This window comes from Enterobacter sp. UNJFSC 003, from assembly GCF_036903355.1.
GTDB lineage: Bacteria > Pseudomonadota > Gammaproteobacteria > Enterobacterales > Enterobacteriaceae > Enterobacter.
Window position 1 is genome coordinate 1 of the sequence record NZ_JBAKHK010000039.1, and the last position, 591, is coordinate 591.

Sequence of the window (591 nt, forward strand, 5' to 3'; positions counted from 1 at the left end):
CGTTCACGTTGGTGACGCTCACCTGCACGCTGGCATCGCCGTCCTTCAGGCCCGCCAGATCGGCGGACGGCACGGTGTATGTCCAGTTGCCGTCTGCATCCACGGTGGTGGTGTAGATTTTACCGCCGAGGCTCAGGGTAACGGTCTGGCCAGCTTCGACGTTGGTCGTCGCGCCGGACAGCACCAGATCCGCGCCCTTCTCCGCCGCGTTGATCACGTCGTCGGTGGCGATGGCGTCAATGCTGATCGCCACGCTCGCCAGATCCACGGTCACGTCGTGGCTGATGGTGATTGGGTTGCCCGCCGCGCTGTCGCCGGTGACGCTGATTTTCACGGTGCCTTCCGGCCACGCGCTCACGTCTGCCGCCGGAACCGCTGCGCTCCAGGTGCCGTCTGCCAGAACCGTTGCGGAATAGTCCTTCCCGTTAACGGTCACGGTCAGCGCGGCGCCCGGGGTCAGGCCGTCGCTGGAGCCGGTCACGATCAGGTTCTGCCCGTGCTCGATGGTGTTGACCACGTCATCACCCGCCACGGTGTCCACGCGCAGCCCCGGCAGGTTGGCGTCGATGGTGATATCGCGCTCGCCCGCGC

General features: G+C 66.5%; 1 protein-coding gene. It reads right to left on the reverse strand.

Annotated elements, in window-relative coordinates; genetic code table 11:
* On the reverse strand, positions 1-591 hold a 591-nt coding region (locus V5P19_RS22965; protein ID WP_334407829.1), incomplete at both ends, for an Ig-like domain-containing protein.